20 protein-coding genes are annotated in these 16803 nt (G+C 66.1%); 9 read left to right on the top strand and 11 right to left on the bottom strand.

Going from position 1 to position 16803, the window contains the following annotated elements:
• Positions 1 to 18: 18 nt before the first annotated feature.
• The 4 genes from H4W81_RS33275 to H4W81_RS33260 form a co-directional block, all read right to left on the bottom strand.
• A complete protein-coding gene (locus H4W81_RS33275; RefSeq protein WP_318782521.1) occupies positions 19 to 1713 on the bottom strand; it encodes a CocE/NonD family hydrolase in 1695 nt (564 codons plus the stop codon).
• A gap of 10 nt (positions 1714 to 1723) precedes the next feature.
• On the bottom strand, positions 1724 to 2335 hold the full coding sequence (locus tag H4W81_RS49565) for a hypothetical protein (protein WP_225958912.1): 612 nt from the start codon (positions 2333 to 2335) through the stop codon (positions 1724 to 1726).
• 136 nt (positions 2336 to 2471) lie between these two features.
• Positions 2472 to 3968 carry an MFS transporter gene (locus tag H4W81_RS33265; protein WP_192778426.1) on the bottom strand — a complete coding sequence of 499 codons (1497 nt, stop codon included), beginning with the start codon at positions 3966 to 3968 and terminating at the stop codon, positions 2472 to 2474.
• A 74-nt stretch (positions 3969 to 4042) separates the two neighbouring features.
• A complete protein-coding gene (locus H4W81_RS33260; RefSeq protein ID WP_192778425.1) occupies positions 4043 to 4417 on the bottom strand; it encodes a VOC family protein in 375 nt (124 codons plus the stop codon).
• Between the two features lie 159 nt (positions 4418 to 4576).
• On the opposite strand from H4W81_RS33260, the gene H4W81_RS33255 reads away from it, so the two are divergent.
• Both H4W81_RS33255 and H4W81_RS33250 read left to right on the top strand, forming a co-directional pair.
• Positions 4577 to 4780 carry a hypothetical protein gene (locus H4W81_RS33255; RefSeq protein ID WP_192778424.1) on the top strand — a complete coding sequence of 68 codons (204 nt, stop codon included), beginning with the start codon at positions 4577 to 4579 and terminating at the stop codon, positions 4778 to 4780.
• 179 nt (positions 4781 to 4959) lie between these two features.
• Positions 4960 to 5193, top strand: a complete 234-nt coding sequence (locus H4W81_RS33250) for a hypothetical protein (RefSeq protein ID WP_192778423.1) — start codon at positions 4960 to 4962, stop codon at positions 5191 to 5193.
• A 9-nt stretch (positions 5194 to 5202) separates the two neighbouring features.
• On the opposite strand, the gene H4W81_RS33245 is transcribed toward H4W81_RS33250, so the two are convergent.
• Complete coding sequence (locus H4W81_RS33245; RefSeq protein WP_192778422.1) at positions 5203 to 5682, bottom strand: ATP-binding protein; 480 nt, start codon at positions 5680 to 5682, stop codon at positions 5203 to 5205.
• A gap of 715 nt (positions 5683 to 6397) precedes the next feature.
• On the opposite strand from H4W81_RS33245, the gene H4W81_RS33240 reads away from it, so the two are divergent.
• Both H4W81_RS33240 and H4W81_RS33235 read left to right on the top strand, forming a co-directional pair.
• Positions 6398 to 7192 carry a hypothetical protein gene (locus tag H4W81_RS33240; protein WP_192778421.1) on the top strand — a complete coding sequence of 265 codons (795 nt, stop codon included), beginning with the start codon at positions 6398 to 6400 and terminating at the stop codon, positions 7190 to 7192.
• The gene (locus tag H4W81_RS33235; protein WP_192778420.1) at positions 7189 to 8100 is read left to right on the top strand and encodes a hypothetical protein; all 912 of its coding nucleotides are present in this window, start codon (positions 7189 to 7191) and stop codon (positions 8098 to 8100) included. The genes H4W81_RS33240 and H4W81_RS33235 overlap by 4 nt, the downstream gene beginning before the upstream one ends.
• A gap of 805 nt (positions 8101 to 8905) precedes the next feature.
• Here H4W81_RS33235 and H4W81_RS33230 read toward each other — a convergent pair.
• The 3 genes from H4W81_RS33230 to H4W81_RS33220 all read right to left on the bottom strand — a co-directional run bounded on the left by H4W81_RS33230 (position 8906) and on the right by H4W81_RS33220 (position 11155).
• Positions 8906 to 9604, bottom strand: coding sequence for a hypothetical protein (locus tag H4W81_RS33230; protein ID WP_192778419.1), 699 nt, complete (start codon positions 9602 to 9604; stop codon positions 8906 to 8908).
• 810 nt (positions 9605 to 10414) lie between these two features.
• Positions 10415 to 10618, bottom strand: coding sequence for a hypothetical protein (locus H4W81_RS33225; RefSeq protein ID WP_192778418.1), 204 nt, complete (start codon positions 10616 to 10618; stop codon positions 10415 to 10417).
• A gap of 180 nt (positions 10619 to 10798) precedes the next feature.
• Complete coding sequence (locus H4W81_RS33220; RefSeq protein WP_192778417.1) at positions 10799 to 11155, bottom strand: hypothetical protein; 357 nt, start codon at positions 11153 to 11155, stop codon at positions 10799 to 10801.
• A gap of 337 nt (positions 11156 to 11492) precedes the next feature.
• On the opposite strand from H4W81_RS33220, the gene H4W81_RS33215 reads away from it, so the two are divergent.
• Positions 11493 to 11843, top strand: coding sequence for a hypothetical protein (locus H4W81_RS33215; protein ID WP_192778416.1), 351 nt, complete (start codon positions 11493 to 11495; stop codon positions 11841 to 11843).
• A gap of 124 nt (positions 11844 to 11967) precedes the next feature.
• On the opposite strand, the gene H4W81_RS33210 is transcribed toward H4W81_RS33215, so the two are convergent.
• Positions 11968 to 12510, bottom strand: a complete 543-nt coding sequence (locus H4W81_RS33210) for a flavoprotein (protein ID WP_192778415.1) — start codon at positions 12508 to 12510, stop codon at positions 11968 to 11970.
• Positions 12507 to 13844 carry a helix-turn-helix domain-containing protein gene (locus H4W81_RS33205; protein ID WP_225958911.1) on the bottom strand — a complete coding sequence of 446 codons (1338 nt, stop codon included), beginning with the start codon at positions 13842 to 13844 and terminating at the stop codon, positions 12507 to 12509. The genes H4W81_RS33210 and H4W81_RS33205 overlap by 4 nt, the downstream gene beginning before the upstream one ends.
• 343 nt (positions 13845 to 14187) lie before the next feature.
• On the opposite strand from H4W81_RS33205, the gene H4W81_RS33200 reads away from it, so the two are divergent.
• Positions 14188 to 14469, top strand: coding sequence for a hypothetical protein (locus H4W81_RS33200; protein WP_192778414.1), 282 nt, complete (start codon positions 14188 to 14190; stop codon positions 14467 to 14469).
• A 243-nt stretch (positions 14470 to 14712) separates the two neighbouring features.
• The gene (locus tag H4W81_RS33195) at positions 14713 to 15447 is read left to right on the top strand and encodes a GntR family transcriptional regulator (protein WP_225958910.1); all 735 of its coding nucleotides are present in this window, start codon (positions 14713 to 14715) and stop codon (positions 15445 to 15447) included.
• On the opposite strand, the gene H4W81_RS33190 is transcribed toward H4W81_RS33195, so the two are convergent.
• Entirely contained in the window at positions 15442 to 15801 is a 360-nt protein-coding gene (locus H4W81_RS33190) for a hypothetical protein (RefSeq protein WP_192778413.1), read from the bottom strand. The genes H4W81_RS33195 and H4W81_RS33190 overlap by 6 nt on opposite strands.
• Positions 15802 to 16061: 260 nt before the next feature.
• Between H4W81_RS33190 and H4W81_RS33185 the strand changes: the two genes are divergently transcribed.
• Both H4W81_RS33185 and H4W81_RS33180 read left to right on the top strand, forming a co-directional pair.
• On the top strand, positions 16062 to 16478 hold the full coding sequence (locus H4W81_RS33185) for a plasmid replication, integration and excision activator (protein WP_192778412.1): 417 nt from the start codon (positions 16062 to 16064) through the stop codon (positions 16476 to 16478).
• Positions 16479 to 16507: 29 nt separating this feature from the next.
• Positions 16508 to 16777: a hypothetical protein gene (locus tag H4W81_RS33180; protein WP_192778411.1), complete on the top strand. Its 270-nt coding sequence runs from the start codon at positions 16508 to 16510 to the stop codon at positions 16775 to 16777.
• Positions 16778 to 16803: the final 26 nt, after the last annotated feature.

Below are 16803 nucleotides of genomic sequence, written 5' to 3'. Positions count from 1 at the left end.
GTCGTCTTTCGTGTCGCGTTACTTGCCGGTGACCAGCGGAAGGGAGATCGAGGTGCCGGCCAGGTCGACGGTGACCTTGGTCCCGGCGCCGGTTTCGGCGCCGCCGAGGGCGGGTTCGCCGAGGTCGGCGTTGGTTCCGGTCAGCACCAGGCCGAGGCGGTGCCCGGCCTTGAACTCGTAGTCCTGGGGCAGCATCTTCCAGGTGATCCGGTACGGCCTGCCCGGCGTCAGCGGCGTCTGGCGGCTGAGCGAGGTGTGGTTCTGCGCGTCGATGACGCCCCGGGAGACCACCTGGAAGCCGGAGGTGATCGTGTTGTCGGCGGCCCTGACGTAGCAGCTGCTGTCGTCGGCCGTGCTCTGGCCGACGCAGTCTTGGCCGTCGACGAGCTTGAGTCCTTGCCCCTTGTCAGGGGCGACGCCGTGGATGCGGGTGTCGGTGCCGTAGTCGACGAGCAGGACACCCAGATTGGCGGCCGGCTTGTCCAGCTTGACATTGAGGCTCACCGACGGCGTCCCGGACACCCTGATCGCGTTCTTCAGCGGCGGCGTCAGGTAGGCCAGCCGGTTGGGGTTGGCAGTGCCGGGATCGCCGGCCATCGCCTCTTCGGTCTGCAGGGTGTCGAGGTAGCTGCCGGTGCCCTTGGAGGGCACGCGGCCCAGGGCGCCGTCGGCCTGCGGCCGCAGAGTCGTCGTCCGCGCCTGGCGGGCGGGCCAGTCGGACTGGGTGATCCACCGGTCCGGGCCGAGCTGCACATCGGCGCGCGGCTGGCGCATGATGTCGTTGGTCACGCCCATCAGCTCGTGGTCGAACCACTTGTGCAGGGTGTCGACCCACACCTGGCGGCGGGCCCAGAACGGGTCGAGGTGCCCGTACTGCGTCACCCACGCCTTACGCCGCACGTCGCGGGGCAGCTTGGCCCACCACTCCGAGAACTGGTTGCCCATCACGTTGCGGTCCTGCATGCCCACCACGGCCAAGACGCTGGCGCGCACGTTGCGCGCGTTCGAGACCGGGCCGGTCCGGTAGTTGAGCTCGTTCCAGTAGGCGTTGTAGTTGCCGGTGGCGTCATCGGAGCCGGCGGTCATCCGCTGGTGCACCGCCGCGCATTTCTCGTCCGGGTCCTCATCGATCATTTGGGCCAGCCATTGCGGGCCGCTCTTGAAGTCGGTGAGGGTGCCGTTGGCGCGCCACATGTCGTACCAGCTGCTCGGCCCCGCGAGCGGGACGATCGTCGCCAGCCCTGGCACCCCGGTGCCGGCGACGCCGATGGCGAGCCCGCCCTCGTAGGAGTGGCCGATCATCCCGGTGCGCCCAGTGGTCCAGGTGGCTTTCACCGGAGCGCCCTGGTCGTCGTAGGCGGTCGCCCGGCCGTTCAGCCAGTCGACGACCGCCTTGCCGCCCAGTACGTCGGACGGACCGCCGCCGGTCGGGCAGCCCTCCGACAGCCGGGTGCCGGCCATGTCGACGGACACGTACGCGTACCCGCGCGGCACGAAGTAGTTGTCGTAGAACAGCGGGAACTTCGTCAGGTTGCCGTTCGCGTCGTACTTCTTGTGGTCCAGCTGGAACCCGACGCCCGGTTTGTCGAAGTACGGGCTCTGATGCATGATCACCGGAACCTTGAGCCCGGAGCCGGACTCCTTCGGCCGGATGATGTCCACCCGGACCAGATCCTTCTTGCCGTCGCCGTCGCTGTCGAGCGGCGACTGCACCCGGACGTGCTCACGGATTGCGTCGGCGTAGGAGAAGACCGGCTGGGTGACCCCGCCCGAGACCGTGATCCCCGGCTCCGCCGTCGCGGAGGCGGCGGGAGCCCCCGCGACCGCGATCGCGGCCGCGAGGGAGGCGGCGGCGAGGAGTCCTCGCCGTTGGAAGACTGACATATCCATCCTTTTGCGTTCTTCGTAACAGTCCGGGCCGACGTCCTGTCAGGCGGCGTCGAGAGCTTCGGTGATCTTGCGGATCATGTCGGTCATGGTGGGGCTGGGCCGGGTCGCCGGCCTGGGCGGCGGCTTCGGCGGCGACCAGGACGGTGCTGCGGAAGTTGCCGGCCTCGGCCGGATCCTGCTTGTTGAGCAGGCTCATGGCGGAGGTCAGGGCCGGCAGCACCGTGTCGGCGAGTTCGGCCACGGACTTCCCGCTCAGGTCCTTGTGCTTGGGCGCCTTGGCGAGCACGTGCCCGACCGGGCCGGTCGCGGCGGTCAGGGCGATGGAGCCTGCGGTGCCGGCCTTGTGGGCCGAGCCAGCGGCGCCGGCGGCCGACATCAGCGAGACGGCGCCCCAGGCGGCGATGCGAAGGGTGAGGGTGTCCTGTTCGGAAAGGGTGATGGACATGGTGTGCTCCAAGAAATCAGTTAGGGATTCGGTTGATCGGGCGGCTGAACCGCTCATGGCATCTACGATCGCGGGCCGTCCTGATAGCGGGCAGCCGCCGTTCTGACGTGGCCGCTGACACGGCACCGCGTACATGTCAGTGCGTGGCGACCGGAGTCGGCTCCTCGGCTGGGGTCGAGGCCAGGGTCGAGGTGGCGGTGTGCGCGCCGCGCTTGCGGCCACGCAGGAAGAGCAGAGCCAGTACGGCGGCGCCCAGCACACCTGCCATGGCCGCCAGGAAGGCGGAGGACATGGCCGCGCTGTAGGCGTCACGAGCGAGCGCGGCCAGGGACGGGTCGCTCACGGCGACGGCCAGGGAGCGGCGCGCCTCCTCCGGTGCGGTGGCGGGCATGGCGGAGGTGTAGCTGCTGGTGGCCAGGCTGCCCAGGATGGCCACGCCGAGGGCGGCGCCGGCCTGCTGGATGGTGTCGTTCATCGCCGAACCGACACCGGCCTGCTCGGTCGGGACGGCGCTCATCAGCGCGGCGATGGCCGCGGGCCCGGCCAGGCCGCTGCCGGCGCCCAGGATGACCTGGGCGATGGCCAGGGCGAGGAAGCTGTCGGGGGAGGTGAAGCTGAGGACGGCGAAGCCTGTGGCCATCACGGCCAGGCCCAGGAGCACGGTGGTGCGGTTGCCGAGTTTGGCGCCCAGGCCCGCGCCGACGCCGTTGAAGACGATCGAGGCGATGAACATGGGGATGAAGGCCAGTCCGGCCTGGATGGGGGTGTAGCCGAGGACGAACTGCATGTACTGGGTCAGCACCAGCAGCATGCCGCCGCTGCCGATCTGGACCAGGGTGAGCGACAGGCTGCCGCCGGAGAAGTCGCGGTCGCGAAAGAGCTTGAGCGGCACCATCGGGTGCTCGGCGCGCAGCTCCCACCAGACGAAGGCGGCCAGGGCGACGACGGCGATGATCAGCGGAATCCAGGCGATGCCGTGCGTGAGCTCGTTGATGGTCCACACCAGGGCCGACATGCCGACCATGGACAAAATGGCGCCGACGGGATCGGGCTTGGGGGCCGAGCCCTTGGATTCGGGCATGAGGGCCAGCGCGGCCAGGATCGCCACGGCGGCGATCGGGACGTTGATCCAGAAGACCGCTTCCCAGCCGGCCGAGGAGATCAGCGCGCCGCCGGCGACCGGGCCGCCGATCAGGCCGAGTACGGCGAAGGCGGCTCCGGCGGCCATGGCCTTGCGGCGCTCGGCCTCGTCGGGGAAGACGACCATCAGGATCGACAGGGTGTTGGGCATGACCATCGCGCCGCCGAGGCCCATCGCCACGCGAGCGGCGATCAACTGGCCGGGGTCGGTGGCGAAGGTGGCGGCCAGGGAGGCGGCGCCGAACAGGGCCAGGCCGATGACCATGAGCTTGCGCCTGCCGTACCGGTCGGACAGGGATCCGGCGGTGAGCAGCAGGCCCGCGAAGACCAGCATGTAGGACTCCAGGATCCACTGGATGTCCTGCGGGGTGGCGCCCAGGTCCGCGGTCAGGGAGGGGATCGCGACGGTGAGCGCCATGTTGTCGATGACCAGTACCAGCGTGCTCAGGCACAACACGATCAGGATCAGCCACCGACGGGGATGCGGTTGCATACTTCTAGCTTCCATTCATGTACAGAGAGTGATCGATCATGGGGGTGCCGTTCAAGGGCCATCCCAAGGGGGGATCAGGCGCCGCTGGGCGGGATCCATTCGGTCAGTTCGACGATGATGCCGTTGGGGTCGGTCAGGCGCATGAGCCACTCACCCCACGCATCGCGCCGCAACTGCGTGGTGATACGTGCGCCCTCGGCCTGCAGGCGCTCGGACTCCTTGGCCAGATCGGTGACCGCAAAGGCCACCACCGGCTGAGCCGCCCGCTCCCTAGGCAGCTCGAGGTCTCGCTGACGCAACAGGATGTCGGCGGCCCCGTCGGCACGGCTCAACCAGGTGAAACTCGGCGTGTCGAGCACCTCGCCGAAACCCAGATGGGTGGTGAAGAACCGACGGGAGCCCGCCAGATCATCCACCGTGAAGACAACTGTTGAGGTGACGATGTTCATGGATGTGCTTGCGCGTGGCGGTGTATCACGCTTTCCCTCCGATGCGGTGTTTCGTCCTAGATCAAGGCTGTCGGATCGACCAGGCCGGAACAACGGCGAAGCACACAACGGAGCGTTAACCCAGAGGTTCACGATCCGGGGCGGAATGGAGATTCGGGGATGTCGAGCTGGGGACTACTCAGGAACGCTCGCCTGGCCTTCATCACCGCCCCGGAACCCTCGCCGACTTTACGGAGTGATCCGCATCCCCACGACCTCGCCATCGGCGCGGGGGCCTGGCTGCTGTCGATCGTGCTGGCCGACTGGATGCGCCGGGTCGGCCACCGGGACCTGCGACACGTCCCGTGCGAACTGTCCCGCTGATCTCCACGGTCGCCAGTCCCAGCCCTGAATGTGAGAGGGCGGTTCGCGAGTTGATGCCCCACCCTGTCGTATTGTGATCGGGTGGATCTGTAGCGTTACGTCTGGCTGGCGGGCTCGGATGTGCTGAGATGGCCCGGTGAGCGAGCGCAAGCCGTACCCGAGCGACTTATGCCGATCATGTGCGGCTGCATCTGATCCCGTATCTGGGTCGGATCGAGCTGGCCGAGCTGGCCGGCCGCGACATCGCGCGCACGTTCACCATGCTGGCTGGGCGGCGTAATCGGTACGGGGAGCCGATCGCGTCGGCGGTGATCCAGCCGACAAACGTGGCCGTGACGAACACCGGGATGAACATGAGCAGGTGGTGGCGGCGCATGACGGTTCTCCTGTCTGCGAGTTGGCACGGCCGGTGAGGTGGCCGGCTACGCGGGGGCGCAGAAGAGCTCGTTGAGCTCGGTTGGGGTGGGCGTGAGGTCGAGGTGGCACCACACCAGGCGCAACCCGGCCGGAGGAAGCCGGTAGCTGCCCCACCGGCCCCGAGACAGGGCCTCGACGATCGCCCTACCGCGCTCGGCGTTCAGGTTCGGCACCTGCAGTGGGATCACCGACGGCTCTGAACACGACGATCCTGGATCGGTCACTGCTAACCGCAGATAGTCCGACCCTTGGGACAGCCTGAGCGTGATCACGTCCGGCGTTCCCTGAGTCACGGCGGAGGGTTGCGCGGTGCTTGAGTGCCGGACTGCGTTGGTGACCAGCTCCGACGCCGCCAGCACCGTGATCTCGCGGGCGGGGTGCGCGGGCTCCAGCCAGTCGCCGACGGCCTCTCGGGCGAGAGCGGGAGCCCGGTCACTGCGCGCCAGGGCGGTAGTGCCGATTGCCTGAAGCTGAGGGCCAGACACTTCGGCTCCGGCATCTCCCCACGAACCGGCCACCGCGCTGAGCGCAATACCGGAAATCTCCCTTGGTGCCGGTGCGTCCCAGATGTGACCCAGGCATGACCCACCTCATGATTCTTTGATCAAGAGGTGAGAGAAACTGCAGGTCAAAGTAGTAGGGCGCCCGGGGCTCGAACCCGGAACCTACGGATTAAAAGTTTCCGCTATACCATCCATTCACATTCGGCGCAGGCGGCATCGTAGCCGATCCTGCGGGATGCGGAACCAATCGCGTCCATTCAGCCCAGTCGGAGACCACAGGGGGCCTACCGCTCCCACATGCGGAGCCACATGCGCGGTGCTCCCCGGTTGGCGCCCATCGGCTGTCCAGAAATGCCAATAGAGCCACTTACCGTGGCGGGAATGGCCTCTGAGTAGGCGGGCTCCTGGACCAGTCCATGACCTCAACAAACGCCATCTAGCCCGCGTGCTCGACGAGCACCTGAACCACTAAGACGGGGCCGCCCGCACCAGACCATGGTGCTACAACGAAAACGCGGCGCGACAACGCGACTACAGATTCTCAAGAAACTGTAGGTCAGCGCAATAGGGAGCCAAGGGCTCGAACCCGGAACCTACGAATTAAAGGCGGCCCCCAGATCGAGGCTCTCTACTCCTCGTGATCGATTGAGTAGGGCCTACTCATGGCGCGTCGGAGATCGGTGGGGATAATGGGCGGGTGAGCAACCGTAGCCGCAATCTGCTAATCGGCTCCCTGTTCGCGGTCGTCCTCGTTGTGGGTCTCTTCCTGGCCATCCGACCCGCATTCACGACCCAGAGCGACTCCCAGAGCGACTCCCAGGGCCAGCCTTGGGACGGTGACGCCGGGCAGTCCTCGAGCCCGGACGATTCCGGGGGCGGGGATGGTCCCGGCGACAGCCCCAGCACCGCACCGCCCGCGAAGAAGTCCACGATCATCGGCGGGCCGACGCTCGGCAACTACTACCCCATCGAGAACTTCGGGCAGGAATTCCCCGTTGCCACGTGCGCAATCATCGGCGCCGCCGAGGGCTCCCGGACGCTCATCATCGAGGCGATCACTGTGCAACCGGCCGGGTTGTGGAAGGTGGACGACTGCTCGCAAGTGCCCCAGCCCTACGACGACGGCAAAGCCAGGACGGTCGGCGTCGCCCCCTGCCAGGTGGGCTTGAAGATCCCGCCGAACACCACGAGCGGGCTGCGCAACGGCTGCTGGATCGGCGTCCGGACCGTCGGCACCCGCCCGGCGAAGGGCACGCTGACCATCACCGCCCGCTGGCAGTGCAGATCCGGCGAGATCTGCACGTCGACGCAGGAGCCGTTCCCTCTGGTGAGCACCGGCGACGGCTCCGCCGAGCCGCCACCGGACCCGCCGACGGACGGGCCGGCCACAGAGCAGCCGACCCCGGACGAGCCGACCACCGAAGCCCCGCAACCTTCGGACGAGCCGACCGAAGGGGCCACCTTCCCCGAGGACGAGCCCACGGGATCATGACCGCCGCAGAGGTACGGCAGGCAGCCGAGGCGGAAGCCGACCCGCCGCCCCAGCCCCAGGCGTTGCTCGGTCACCTGACCGCCTACAGCAACATCATCGCCCCCACCACGCTGGTGACCTCGCTGCTGTTCTACTTCGGCTACCTGGCGACCCGGGCGCGGTTCGAGTACTTCGGGGTCTACCTCGACCTCGTCAACCTGTCCACGGCCGATCTGCTCCTGTATGGCTCCGAGGTGGTCTACGTTCCGATCGTCCTGGTGGCGCTGATCGCCCTGGCGACAGCGGGCCTGGGCCTGGGTACCCAGTGGCTGGTTTCCGACCCTCGGCGGGATGCCCTGTCCCGTTGGACTGCCCTGGCCATCGTGATGATCAGCTTCATTCTGTTCGTGCGAGCGGTCGTGGGCATTGTGGTGCCCCACGTATCGGCGAACGAGGTGCAGGGCACCACGGCGCTCTCCCTCACCATCGGGGTGCTGCTGCTTCGCCATGCGGGAACGCTCTGGGGCAAGCTCCGGGAACGGCGGTCCGATCCCGGCTGGGCCCCTTCGGGCAGCGGCCTGGCAATCGCCCGCTGGTCGAGCATAGCTCTGGCGGTGTGCGGCGTGTTCTGGGCCGCCAACAGCTTTGCCGCCTCCTACGGTGCGGGCCTGGGCCAGGTGGACGCCGAACGTCTCGGGGGCCGCCCCCAGGTCTTTCTGCAGACGGCCGAACCGCTGGCCGATCCGCCTCCCGGCGTCAGCCACACGGCGCTGCCCGCGGGAGGCAAGTTCAAGCACCGTTACACCGGGCTTCGCCTGCTGGTGGAGTCAGGCGGTCACCTGTTCCTGGTTCCCGCCCCCTGGCAGCGTGGCGTCAGCCGTACCGTGGTCCTCGCCAACTCCGGGGATGTGCGCCTCCAGCTCAAATGAGGACAGCACACGCTAATCCGAAAATCGGACAGTAACTGGGCAGGCGGCAGCGAACCCCGGCAGGTGATGCCCGGTCGGGGTGAGCAGGCCGGTAGTTGTCAGGTGGCTGGCTCGATGATCATGCGGTAGCCGAGGGCTTCGAGCTGGCGGATGTGGTTGCGTTTGGTTGCGGTCGGGCTTGATCCGGGTGTCGTAGAAGTCGGCGCCGAGGTCCTGGAAGCGGGCATCTGGATCGGACAACAGGTGCCATACGATGGTCAAAATGGAGCGGCCGACGGCGACGACGGCTTTCCGCGAGGACGGCCCGTTCTCGCTGGTCACGATCGTGCACGGCGGGGCATACGGGCGCTGGGCCGACCAACTGCTCCTGCACTACTGCGTCGTCCACTGCTCTGCGGCAGCATCACGGCCGAAAGCGGCTTTGCGAGCCCTTGGACGGGCCTGGGGTCAAGTCGGGCGCGGCCTGCCACGCGACCCTTGCGCCACACCCCTTCCCTTGGACGTTTGGCGGGGCTGGCTTTACCTGCCGGGGCCGGGCGGCCCGGCGACCGCCCACGCAAAGCGGGTCTTTTCGCCCCGCGCGGGTGCCCACTGACATGCCGAACCCGTGCCGAAGAGCATGTGACGAGCATGAACTCGGCCATTTTCGCCTCTCAGAGACGAGCCGAGAACCGAGAAAGCCCAGGTCAGATGGGGTTTTTGGTGGTAGGGCGCCCGGGGCTCGAACCCGGAACCTACGGATTAAAAGTGGAAGGCTTGTTATGGGATGAATGGTGCGATGACCTGGACTCTTCCAGTCTATTGATCAAGGGCGGACGGGATCATTCCGCATATGCTCCGGATCTTCAGGCAGCATGGTCGCCTGATTCGTCTCAACGTCCACGGCCACGACCAGCCGGGGTTTTCTCAACCAGCGTGCCGGCCTGGAGCGGGCGGAGAATCTGAAGATGACATGAGGGAGTGGGCCATCCGTGCTGGGGATCTCCTCCAGCGTATGCCAGAGGTCTTCCTCCCATCCCTTGCTGTCATACCCCCGTGCGATCAGCTCTGCCGTTGCAGCGGTTCGGGCCGTTCTGATTCGTCCTCCGAGCCGAGACGCCTGGTCGTACTTGTCATGGTCTCCTCGATCGGGGAACAGGTGGCGATGGTCGTAGCCGACTTGGGTGAAAGCCTCTCGTAGCCACTGACGCTTGTCTGGGCCGGCGGTCCTCCATGTGTAGGTCAGGCTCTGTTCGATGTCCTCAGGGGATGAGGACCGGCGGACCATGGCGGCAAGACACGACGGCAGTTGGTCCCCGAGGTCCGACAGCATGTGGATCTTCTGGAGGTAGGCCGTCGACTCGGGTCCGGGCTCATCTCTGTCCAACCAGAGCGGCTTGCGGTATCGGACCATGTGACGGATGTCGATGAAGGCGCGGTGGATGACGTAGGCAAGAGCCTCTTCCGCCCCTGGCGGGTACCACGAACGCTTCGGCGAGAATCGGTTCCTGACGCGCATCCGCATGCCCTTCCAACGGATTAACTGGCACCTCCCCACCCAGCCTATGAGCCATGATCATTCAGAAGAGGGCTCATAGGATGCATCTGGTGCGCTGTCAGCTTGGGAACTCTTTCAAGATCACGGCCTCTGAGCGGGGGGAATCGCTGGCCTGGAGGGTAGCGCTTCGGCTACCCGTGATTCCCCGTGAGGTCCCTGGATTCCTCTCCTGACGGGCACGCAATGGGCACGGCCGGCCTACTCGATCCCATCGATCGAGGGCATTGCCCAGATGCAGCCAGGTTGGAGCGACTGGTGTTCCGGTACCAAGAGGGTCCGTTGCCCTCTGCGCTCGGACATTTCACTGGCGGCTAGCTCCATCCGAGCACCGATGATCGTGAGTCTGTAGCCGTCTCGTCGCCGGAGTTCGAGCGTCTCGCCCGGATTCCAGTTTCCCGAACGCCAGTGGCCGGTGATCCTGACGGTCGCTCCCGGCCCTGTGTCCATCCGCATTGCCCGGAAGTGAAACGGTCCGCCTTCCCCACGGGAGGCAACGTGGTACCGTTCCCCGCACTCACCGCACATACGCTGGTCGGGCCATGGTGCAGCTTGAACTAGTCGGTCTGCGTCATACTGGGCCACCTCCCCACTGTAGGCGCGTAAGCCCGACGGGTCTTGCCACCTGGAGCCCGTGGCGCGAACCCGGAACCTGTGGATTAAAAGCTCGATCTTGAACTGTTCCACGTGGTTCAATGCAGGTCAGGGGCACCTGGCGGTCCTCGTTGAATGCCGCGGGACGAGGTGGAATTGCAACGGAAACTGCAACGAGCGCCGACCTCAGGAGTAGAAGTCTCGCCCGTACTCCCCGTGCGGCTTGATGAAGTAGTTTGGACGTGTCTCCCGGAGATACTCGTAGCGCTCGCTGAACCTGTCGATAGCTTCGTGGAGCGTCCCGCCGAAGTGATCTCGAATGATCATCAGAGCTTGAACGATGCGCTCTGCGAGGATCTGATCATCGATGGCATCCCACGGATCGCTCACCCGTAGATGGTCCCACGCTGTCAGCTTGGGAATTGCAGCTATCGCGGGCTCTGGACCTTGGGTTGCCTGGTCAGCGACGCTCTCGGGTCGGTCGTAAGTGACCGTGGTTGGCCCCTCGTCACTGGGGTTAATGGCACGCTAATGGCACGATGATCAAGCGCTGGCCTGGGCCAACGCCTATCATGCTCCCAGCGCCTTCAGGTCCCAGGAAAGCCGGATCAACGGCTTGGTCTGAAGCACGATCGGCTCGCCCGCGCCTCGGAGCCACAGCTTCATGGCCTCTATATCGGGTTCCGCTCGCTCGATGCGAAGGCGGTCGAGAGGGCGGAGCCGTCCCAGGGTCACCAGCTCGTCATCGCCCGCGTAGAGGCTGATGTAGGCCTCGCCCGCCGTGGGATCGAGCGAGAACAGCACGGAAGATGTCCCTCGGTGTAGCCGGAAGGAGTGGAGACCGACCGGCCACGGAACATCGTCGTGTTCGCCCTCTGGCTCGTCCTCAAAGAGCCAAATCAAGTCGGCGAGCTCCGGCATCTCCATGTCGTGACGATACTCGACGGCCTGCGGAGACGACTCCCGCCCCACAGCACCCCGCCCGCCTGATCATCCCGTCTGCCGTCGACCCGCCCGCAGGGGAAGCGGGTTAGGGCCACGGCTACCAGATGGAGCGCCCCACTGGACGAACGATCTGGTAGCCGTGGCCCTGGTCTGCTCGGCTTGTTCCGGGTCGATGGCGGGCGGGATGATCAGGCCCCGCCTCAGCCACCAACAGAGTTGCGGCGACGAGCCCACCTGGTGATCATCCCGGAGCCGGAGCCCCCGTCGGAGACGAAAAGAAGTTGGCAGGTGAGAGTGCTCGCGTGGAGCATGAGCGCTTATGGGGATGTTCAACACGGTGAAGTTGCCCGATCCATTCACCTGCCCGAGCTGCGGAGTAGCTGGTATCTGGACCGCGCAGTTCAAGTTCGGAGCGACGGACCTCGTTGAGTATGAGGTGGGTCAGCGTCTGAACTGGGATTACAGATGGGCCGTGGAGGGTGAACGGGGCCATCACCGTGTGATTGTTCAGGGCATCTTGGAGGGGTGCGCGCATTGCCGCACGTACGACTTCGACGACCTGTGGGAGATGGTCGTCATTGAGATTGTCGATGACGTGATTGTGTCGGTGGTGCAGGACACCAGCGGTGATGGCTGGTGGGCGGAAGGCTGGCGAGTGCTTGAGGCATAGGCCGATGCCCATTTGAGCGCGGCCCGAGTGGCGGGCGCGCGCGAGAACGGCCCCCAGGCCGCACGCGCAGCGTGCGGGCCGCAAGCTCGGGCCGCGTGGCGGCGCGGAGCGCCGCCCTTGATTCCTATGAGCCCAATTCGGCAAGTTCGCTGAGTGCGCGTTTCCACGGGTAGGTGCCGAACTGCTCCCCGCCTGTGGTCGGTGCGTGTGGCTCGAACTGGCCGGGGCCGAACAGGACGCGTACCCCTTCGGCGCGTAGGTCTTCGACGCTGCGCAGGAACGGGGCTCTCGCGGCAAGTGCGCTGTTCACGAACGGCAGGACTACGACAGGGATACCCAGACCTGGCGCCTCGGACAGGAGACCAAGAGCGTAGGTGTCGGCGATGCCTTGGGCGAACTTGTTGATCGTGTTGTATGTGGCGGGGGCCACGATGATGGCGTCAGCTCGGGGCGACTTGGGCTCGGACGGCTTGCGGTACTGGCTGCGTACAGGACGGCCGGTCTGTTGCTTCAGCTCTGGCGCGTCGATGAAGTCGAGTGCCGGTGGGGTGGCGATGATCTGGACAGTCCATCCGTCGTCCTGAGCCAAGGCGACGAGGCGGCCGACATCTGCGGCCGGTCCGGCGGCGCACACGATGATGTACAGGACCTTGCCAAGCTGGGTCACGCGATGACTCCCACAGATTCGGCGTACTCACGAGCTTCGCGCCGCACACTGATCGGCGCTGTGGCCAGAATGTCACGGACCAACCGCAATGCCGCTTCCCGCCCTGCGACTTCCTCGGGCGCGATCTCTCCAGCGGCGCGCAGGATATGCAACGCCTGCTCGTGCTTGCCGCACATCAGGAAGGCGCTGGCGGTGTCGAGGAGAAGCGTGGCCTTACGCTCGTTGATCGGCAGCTTGTCGATCTCCACGTGTCGTGCGTGCTCGATCGCAGTTCCCGCGTCGCCCAGTCGCAGCGCGATGTTGACGCGGTGGCACAGGACGTTGTTCGGTCCGAAAGCGGTCCACATGTGGTTGCCGTCGTGTCCGAGTCGAGTGCCTGCCTCGGCGGCTTCGTCGAGGAGTTCGGCGATGTTGTGGCGGTCACCGCTCTGTGCGGCTGCGACTGCCCCGCGGAGCAAGAGAGATCCGTAGATCGACAGATCATCGGGAGACGGGGCGCTCATGTCGGCGTCCATCCGTACGGCTGCCGCACGTGTCGCTTCGGTGGCTGCCCGGTGGTGCCCGCCGTCCATCAGAGCGTGGGTGATGATGCGAGAGCTCGATCCGATCATGAGCGGGCTTCCGCTGGCATGCGCGGCTTGAATGCTGCGGTCTGCGGCGAGCCAGGCGAGGCCCTTGTCGTCCTGCTTGAGCAGGATGGAGGCGGCCACGTGATGGGCCTCGGCTGACAGGGCATGAGCCCGCAGCTGGGCGTCGCCGTCCGACTGGGCGCAAGCGGCGCGGAGACTGCGGAGAAGCGCGGGCAGAGCCTCGGTGACCTGCGCATATCGGCAGGCTTGATAATTCTGCTTCGCCGCCACGACAGCAGCGGAAAGGGATTCCAAGTCAACCGGCCCGTTCATGGGCGTGGAGTAGTCGGTCAGAACGGTAGCGAGCTTTTCGATATGGCGGCTGGTGTCCAGCGGCTTTTCCGGCTTCCCCAGGACGGCGCTGAACAAAGCGGCCCCTGTCAAGCCGACGAATTCGCGGCGTCGCACGCTGTCATTCTCCTCCCGATTGGCGAGGTTGACCGTAAACGAGCTGCTGCGCCGAGTCGGGACAAAACCCAGGTCTTCGGGCTTCAGTCCGGTGACCTCGGCGATCGCCTGGCGGTACGGCTCGCGAGGCCACCTGACCTCGCCGGCCTCCCAACGCCTGATGCGCTCCTCGTCGCAGGCCAGCTTGTATTTGACCCCGCTCGCGCTGAGGATGACCATTTTGGCCATTTCGGCTCGGGTCAAACGCGCGTTCTCTCGCCATGCGCGGAGTTGAACGTTGGGCGTCGCCTCTGCCATATCCAACCTGCTTTCCGAGGGGGGCGAAAAGGGGCTAAGAGGGGGGCCGCTCGGGGGTCCTGCATATCTCTGTTTGCCGGTGGACTTGCCATCAATCAACCACGGTACGTCAAGCGGCCTCCCGCCACAGGGAACGCCGGATGAACGAGGAGATGGCGACGGTGATCCGGCCAGACGAGATGAGCGAGACACGCCCTTGCCCTTCGTGTCGGGGCGTCGGGTCCAAGCTGCGCATTTCGCGTCGTGCGCTGCTGGTAGCGCAGGGCGGTACGGATCAAGAGATGGGTGGGGAACGGGAGTGTCTCGACTGCCTCGGAAGCGGCCGGGCCGAAGGGAGCGCAAGATGAACTCGATCATGGCTGCGGCCATGGCCGGCTTCGAGCAGATCCACGAGAGCAACATGCTCGTCCGGCTGCGTGATCAACTCACGAAGCATGGCGTCAACGCAGAACTGCGGGACAACAACAGCGTGCTCATGGTGCATCCGCCTGAGCCCAGCCTGCCGGTGTGGGTGTTCGTTGGCTATGGCGGGGTCTACTACTCCTGGCAGAACGCGGAGAAGCGTCACCCGACCAGCGACCCCGAGGGTGCGGCAAGTGTCCTGGCGGAGTACATCGCCAGGTGATGACGGGCGCGGCGAGGCGGTGTTGAGCCGCAGGGAGGGGTTCCTGCGATGTTCCGGGTACCCGCCTCGTCGCGCCTCTATCTCCCCGGTAGGCAGGCCGTGGCCCATCCCACGCCTGTACGGCGGTGCCTCGTCGTCTGCCTACCGGGGTTTCTTGCTCTGGCGATGACGCCACATGGACATGCGCATCGGAGCAGGCTACGCTCGCACTTGGTAAAACAACCTGTTGGGTGCAGGACGGTCATGATGTCACTAGAGTCCGTGCCGCCGAAGTATGCGCAGCTCGTGCAGACCCTTCAACGGCGTATCGAGGCGGGAGACTACCCTCCGGGGTCTCTCCTTCCCAGCGAGAACCAGCTGATCCAAGAGTTCGGCGTCTCGCGTCCCACCGTGGTCGCCGCTCTGCGCATGCTGCGTGAACAGGGCTGGATCGACTCCCAGCAGGGCAAGGGCCGCTTCGTGCGGGGCCGTCCGGCGATGGACTCGGTCGAATCCAACCGCCCCGGACAGGCATACCTCACCAACCCCGAGGCCGACACGCCCGGCGAGGTGCTCGAAGCGGGCGCAGTAGCCGTACCTAACCGGATCGGCGCCTTGCTCGACGTGCCGCAGAAGGCCAAGGCCTTCCTGCGGCGGCGACTGATCGCCCGTGACGGCGGGCCGACCGAGTTGGTATCGCTGTGGCTGCCTCTGGAACTGTCGGAGGGGACCGACCTGACCAGCGGGGAGCCGCTGACGCAGGGATTGCGCGAGCATCTCAAGGCGCGTAAGGGCGTCCGCTTCGATCACATAGTGGAGCAGATCACCGCGCGCATGCCGTCGGCGGATGAGGCCAAGAAGCTCGCCATGCCGAAGAACACGCCGCTGCTGGCGGTCTTCGGGGCGGTTCGGGATGCGTCCGGCCGTCCCCTCGTCGTGGTGGAGATTCTCCTCCCGGCGGACCGTCATGAGCTGGAAGACGCCTATCCGGTCTCATAGGGCGCAACGCCAGTCCCAGTCACTGTCGTGGGAGTCGTAGACCTCCAGGATGTACCCGCGCCCGTACCACTCGTCGGGTTCCGCGAACCACAGGGTGATGTGGGCTGGGCGCTCGGCTCCCGCGATCTTCGCCTTGTTGTAGTAGCGGCGGATCTCGGCTTCGGAGAGCGAGGTGTGCAGGGTGATTCTGACCCGGTAGTCGCAGTAGTCGCCGCTTCCGCTGCTCATGTTCTTCTGAATGGTTGCGTCACCGTCGCCCCAGAACTCGTTGCGCGTGTTCGGTGGAAGCGGGTAGTTGAGTGCCCGCTCGTACAGGGCGTCGAGCCGTGCGTTGTCCCGCCGGACAGGGATCATGATCAAGACGAGCAGTACGGCAAGCGGCACACAGATCGCCGCTAAGCATCCCCAAGCACCCCGTGTCATGAGCCAGCACCATAGGGCATGGGGCGGTTCTCGCTCCTAGGAGTGATCGCGCCTCCCTGCGCTGCAGCTATCCGACCGGTTAGCCGATTGTCACCAGGAAAGCCCGCCTAGGCACTTGACCTATCAAGCGGGCTCTTCTTATCCTCAAAGGACTTGATAGGTTAAGTGCCTATCAGTCGTCAGGAGGAATCATGGCTCTGCAAGGCCCCATCCCCGTCACCTTCCCCATGGTGTTCCCGCACGGCTGCTACATCGTCGGCGAGGTGGAGCCCGTCAAGGACTTCGACGCCTCGACCAACGGCCGGTTCGTGCAGGCCCGCGACAAGCAGACCGGTGAGCTGGTCTGGCAGGTCGCGGTCATGGACGGTGACCCGACCCTCAAGCCCGCCCAGAAGACGGTCGCGGTCAAGATCCTCAGCCCCGTGCAGCCGGTGCCTCCCGCGCCGATGCCGGGACTGCCGTTCACGCCGGTGGAGTTCGAGACCGTCTCGGTCACGCCGTACGTCAACGGCAACGGCCGTCTGGCCTTCTCCATCAAGGTCCGCGAGATGCACGCCCCCCGCCACACCGCCCCGAGCAAGGCCCAGGCCGGAAAGGACGCCGCTTAGTGACTCGCCGCCGTACCCCTCGAACCAGCGTGATCCGCCTGACCACCGGCCAGGCCACACGCACCCTCCGCCACCCCTACGCCCTGCACCCGCCCGTCCTGGCGCTCGACTTCGGCGCCACCTCGGTCCTGATCACCACGGCCGGACCGGTCACGGTGGACGACCTGAAGTTCGCCCGCCAACTCGCCCGCGAGGCCGCTCTGTTCGTCCTCACGCTGGAGCGCCACTTCAGCGTGAGCCACTGCGAGCACCGGCACGCCGACCAGTCGGCCAAGGTCGCCACCGGCAAGGCGGCCTGACAGCAAGCGGGGCCGCTGGAAGGTGC

The sequence above is a fragment of the Nonomuraea africana genome, from assembly GCF_014873535.1.
GTDB lineage: Bacteria > Actinomycetota > Actinomycetes > Streptosporangiales > Streptosporangiaceae > Nonomuraea > Nonomuraea africana.
The sequence above is the reverse complement of the archived record's forward strand: the minus strand, read 5'-3'. Positions and strand labels throughout refer to the sequence as shown.